Annotated in this window: 3 protein-coding genes; all 3 read left to right on the top strand. The window is 70.7% G+C overall.

From position 1 onward, the window contains the following. The first annotated feature begins 369 nt into the window (after positions 1-369). Genes hydA through FV242_RS32880 form a run of 3 tightly spaced genes read left to right on the top strand, consistent with a single transcriptional unit; the run spans position 370 to position 4,120 of the window. A complete protein-coding gene (gene hydA, locus FV242_RS32890; RefSeq protein ID WP_147941868.1) occupies positions 370-1,797 on the top strand; it encodes a dihydropyrimidinase in 1,428 nt (475 codons plus the stop codon). A gap of 48 nt (positions 1,798-1,845) precedes the next feature. Further along, a complete protein-coding gene (locus FV242_RS32885; RefSeq protein WP_147941867.1) occupies positions 1,846-2,841 on the top strand; it encodes an ABC transporter ATP-binding protein in 996 nt (331 codons plus the stop codon). A 16-nt stretch (positions 2,842-2,857) separates the two neighbouring features. Then, entirely contained in the window at positions 2,858-4,120 is a 1,263-nt protein-coding gene (locus FV242_RS32880; protein WP_147941866.1) for a PotD/PotF family extracellular solute-binding protein, read from the top strand. The last annotated feature ends 111 nt before the right edge of the window (positions 4,121-4,231 follow it).

Here is a 4,231-nt window from a genome sequence, read left to right as displayed (position 1 = left end):
TCCCGGCGAAGCGGGCGGGCAGGTGCGGCATGGGGCGTCTCTGGCGAGGGACACCACCAGCCTATCCATCAAGCCCGCTTCGTCACCCAGCGCGTTCCACGGCCGGTCGAAATGGCCAAAGTCGAGCTCAGAGCCAAAATCCCGGTTTCGAAAGGTCCGTGACCTTTCGCGGGTCCAGGGCGGAGCCCTGGGTGCCTTAGGGGCTCCGCCCCCGAACCCCTGCCAAAGGGCTGCGCCCTTCGGGAACCCATGACTTGGGCACTCTGGACCCCGCCGGACGGCTGTGCCCTCCTCGCGTCGCCCGAATCGGCGCGGACGATGCATCCGCCCGTCCCGACAGGCGCCTGCGGGCGCGGAGGAGAGCGCGTCATGCCCGAATTCGACCTGGCGATCCGCGGCGGCACCGTGGTCACGGCGAGCGACACGGTGCGGGCGGATGTGGGCGTGCGCGGCGGGCGGATCGTGGCGGTCGCCGAGGGCATCGCCGACGCCGCCCGGGTGATCGACGCCTCCGGGCTGCTGGTCCTGCCCGGCGGCATCGACAGCCATGTCCACATCGCCCAGGATCCCGGCCCCGGCATCGTCATGGCGGACGACTTCGCCAGCGCGACCCGGGCGGCGGCGGCCGGGGGCAACACCTGCGTGATGCCGTTCGCGGTCCAGCCCCGGGGCGGATCGCTGCGCGGCGCGGTGGATGCCTACCGGGCCAAGGCCGAGGGCCAGTGCCACGTCGACGTGGCGATCCACATGATCGTCTCGGACCCAAGCGAGGCGGTGCTCGGCCAGGAGCTGCCGGCGCTGGTCGCCGACGGCTACACCTCGTTCAAGGTGTTCATGACCTACGACGACCTGGTCCTGAACGACCGCCAGCTGCTGGACGTGTTCCACGTCGCGCGGCGGCAGGGCGCCCGGGTGATGGTCCACGCCGAGGGCTACGACGCGATCCGCTATCTCAGCGACCGGCTGGAGCGGGCGGGCGAGACCAAGCCCTACGGCCACGCCCTGTCCCGGCCCGAGGTGGTCGAGCGCGAGGCGGCGCACCGGGCGATCAGCCATGCCGAGCTGATCGACCTGCCGATCGTGATCGTCCACGTCTCCGGCCGCGAGGCCACCGAGCAGATCGCGTGGGCGCAGGCGCGCGGGCTGAAGATCCGGGCCGAGACCTGCCCGCAATACCTCACCCTGACGGCCGAGCACATGAAGGGGCTCGGGCTCGAAGACCCGATGGCGGGCGCGAAATACGTCTGCTCGCCGCCGCCCCGGGACGAGGCCAGCCAGGAGGCGGTCTGGTCCGGCATCCGGCGCGGGATCTTCGACGTGGTCTCGTCGGACCACTCGCCGTTCCGCTACGACGACCCGCAGGGCAAGCTGAACCCGCGCGGCAGATCCTCGTTCCGCTGGATCCCCAACGGCATCCCGGGGGTCGAGACCCGGCTGCCGGTGTTCTTCTCCGAAGGCGTCTCGAAGGGGCGGATCAGCCTCAACCAGTTCGTCGCGCTCACCGCCACGAACCACGCCAAGCTGTACGGCCTGTATCCGCGCAAGGGCTCGATCGCCCCGGGCTTCGACGCGGACCTCACCCTGTGGGACCCGAACAAGCGCGAGACGATCCGCCAGGAGATCCTGCACCACGGCTCCGACTACACCCCCTGGGAGGGCTTTGCGGTCACGGGCTGGCCCGTGATGACGATCGCGGGCGGCCAGGTGATCGCCGAGGACGGCAAGGTCCTGTCCGAGCCGGGCCGCGGCCGGGTGCTCGACCGGGCGGTCGATCCGGCCGAGCGGCGGGGTGCGTGACGGCGACGCTGGCCCGCCGCTTGCGTGCCGTCTCCGGGGGAGCTTCGCATGAATGTCGAGCTGATCGGCCTGACCAAGCGCTACGGCGCGGCCATTGCGGTCGACGCCATCGACCTGAAGGTGCCGTCCGGGGCCTATTGCTGCCTGCTCGGGCCCTCCGGTTGCGGCAAGACCACGACGCTGCGGATGATCGGCGGCCACGAGCGCGCGAGCGCCGGCGACGTGGTGATCGGCCCGAAAGCCGTGGGCGACGCGACGCCGGCCGAGCGCGGCACCGCCATGATGTTCCAGAGCTACGCCCTGTTCCCGCATCTCGACGCGCGGGACAACGTCGCCTTCAGCCTGCGCATGCGCGGCGTCAGCAAGGCCGAGCGCCGGGCCAAGGCGATGGCGATGCTCGACCTCGTGCAGATGGGCCACCTCGCCGGGCGCCTGCCAGCCCAGCTCTCGGGGGGGCAGCAGCAGCGCGTGGCGCTCGCCCGCGCGCTCGTCACCGGCCCGAAGGTGCTGCTGCTGGACGAGCCGCTCTCGGCGCTGGACCCGTTCCTGCGGGTGCGGATGCGGGTCGAGCTGAAGCGGATCCAGACGGAGCTCGGGCTCACCTTCATCCACGTCACCCACAGCCAGGAGGAGGCGATGGCGCTCTCCGACCTTGTGGTGGTGATGAATGCCGGCCGGATCGAGCAGGCCGCCGACCCGCGCACCGTGTTCGAGCGGCCGGCCACCGCCTTCGTGGCCCGGTTCATCGGCGGCCACAACGTGATCCGCCTGCCCGACGGGATGATCGCCGTGCGGGCCGACCGGATGCGGCTGGGCGCCGAGGCCGGCCCGGAGGCCCTGCCGGCCCGGGTGGTCGCGGTCGAGTACCAGGGCACCAGCGTCCATGTCGGGCTCGACGCGGACGGGCTGGAGCGGGCGCCCGACAACTCGGCCGCCCTGACCGCCGTGCTCAGCGATGCCGCCTTCGCGGCCCGCCCGCTCCGGCCGGGCGACACGGTCCCGGTCGGCTGGGACGAAGCCGCAGCCCACCGCCTCGACGCGTAGACCTTTGGAGACGACCATGGATCCGTTCTCGAAGCCGAGCCGGCGCACGCTCCTGAAAGGCGCCGCGGCCCTGGCGGCGACGCCGGTGACCGGCTTCCCGGCCGTGCACGCGGCCGAGCCCGTGACCCTGCGCTACCTCGGCACCGCGGTGAGCCAGTCGGCGGACATCGCCCGGAAGGTGAAGGAGGATCTGGGCATCACCCTCGAGTACATCCCGGTGGTAACCGACGAGGTGACCAAGCGGGTGGTCACCCAGCCGAACTCGTTCGACCTGGTCGACACCGAGTATTTCAGCCTCAAGAAGATCATCCCGTCGGGCAACCTGGGCGGCCTGGACGCCAGGCGGATCGCGCTCGCCGACAAGATCTCTTCGGTGTTCACCAAGGGCGAGGTGGCCGGCAAGCGGATCGGCGACCAGGGCACCGCGCCCAAGAAGGTGTTCTACCTCGAGGGTCAGGCCGCCAAGACCTTCGCGTCCGCGCCGACCGAGTGGCTGACCCTGATCCCGACCACCTACAACGCCGACACGCTGGGCATCCGGCCCGACCTGATCAAGCGGCCGGTGGAGAGCTGGAAGGATCTGCTCAACCCCGAGTTCAAGGGCAAGGCGTCGATCCTGAACATCCCGTCCATCGGCATCATGGACGCCGCCATGGTGGTGGAGGCCACCGGCGACTACACCTACGGCGACAAGGGCAACATGACGAAGCCCGAGATCGACCGCACCATCAAGGTGCTGATCGAGGCCAAGCGCGCCGGCCAGTTCCGGGCCTTCTGGCAGGACTTCAACGAATCCGTGAACCTGATGGCGTCCGGCGAGACGGTGATCCAGTCGATGTGGTCGCCCGCCGTGACCAAAGTGCGGGCGCAAGGGGTGCCCTGCACCTACCAGCCGCTCAAGGAAGGCTACCGCGCCTGGGCCCAGGGCTTCGGCATCCCGAAGACCCTGAGCGGCCGCAAGCTCGACGCGGCCTACGCGTTCATCAACTGGTTCCTCTCCGGCTGGGCCGGGGCCTACCTCAACCGCCAGGGCTATTATTCCGCGGTGCTCGAGACCGCGCAGGCGAACATGCAGCCCTACGAGTGGGCGTTCTGGATGGAGGGCAAGCCCGCCGAGAAGGACATCCTGGGCCCGGACGGCACCCTGATCGAGAAGGCCGGCGCCACCCGCGACGGCGGCTCCTTCGACCAGCGCATGGGCTCGGTCGCCTGCTGGAACGCCGTGATGGACGAGAACACCTACATGGTGCGCAAGTGGAACGAGTTCATCGCCGCGTGAGCGCCGTGCCTGGCCCCTTCTCCGCCCCGGCTCTCGGGCTTGCCCGAGAGCTGGCCCCCTCCCCCCTCTGCGGGGGAGGGTGGCCCGCGAAGCGGGTCGGGAGAGGGGAGC

Source organism: Methylobacterium sp. WL64 (genome assembly GCF_008039945.1).
Taxonomy (GTDB): domain Bacteria; phylum Pseudomonadota; class Alphaproteobacteria; order Rhizobiales; family Beijerinckiaceae; genus Methylobacterium.
The sequence above is the reverse complement of the archived record's forward strand: the minus strand, read 5'-3'. Positions and strand labels throughout refer to the sequence as shown.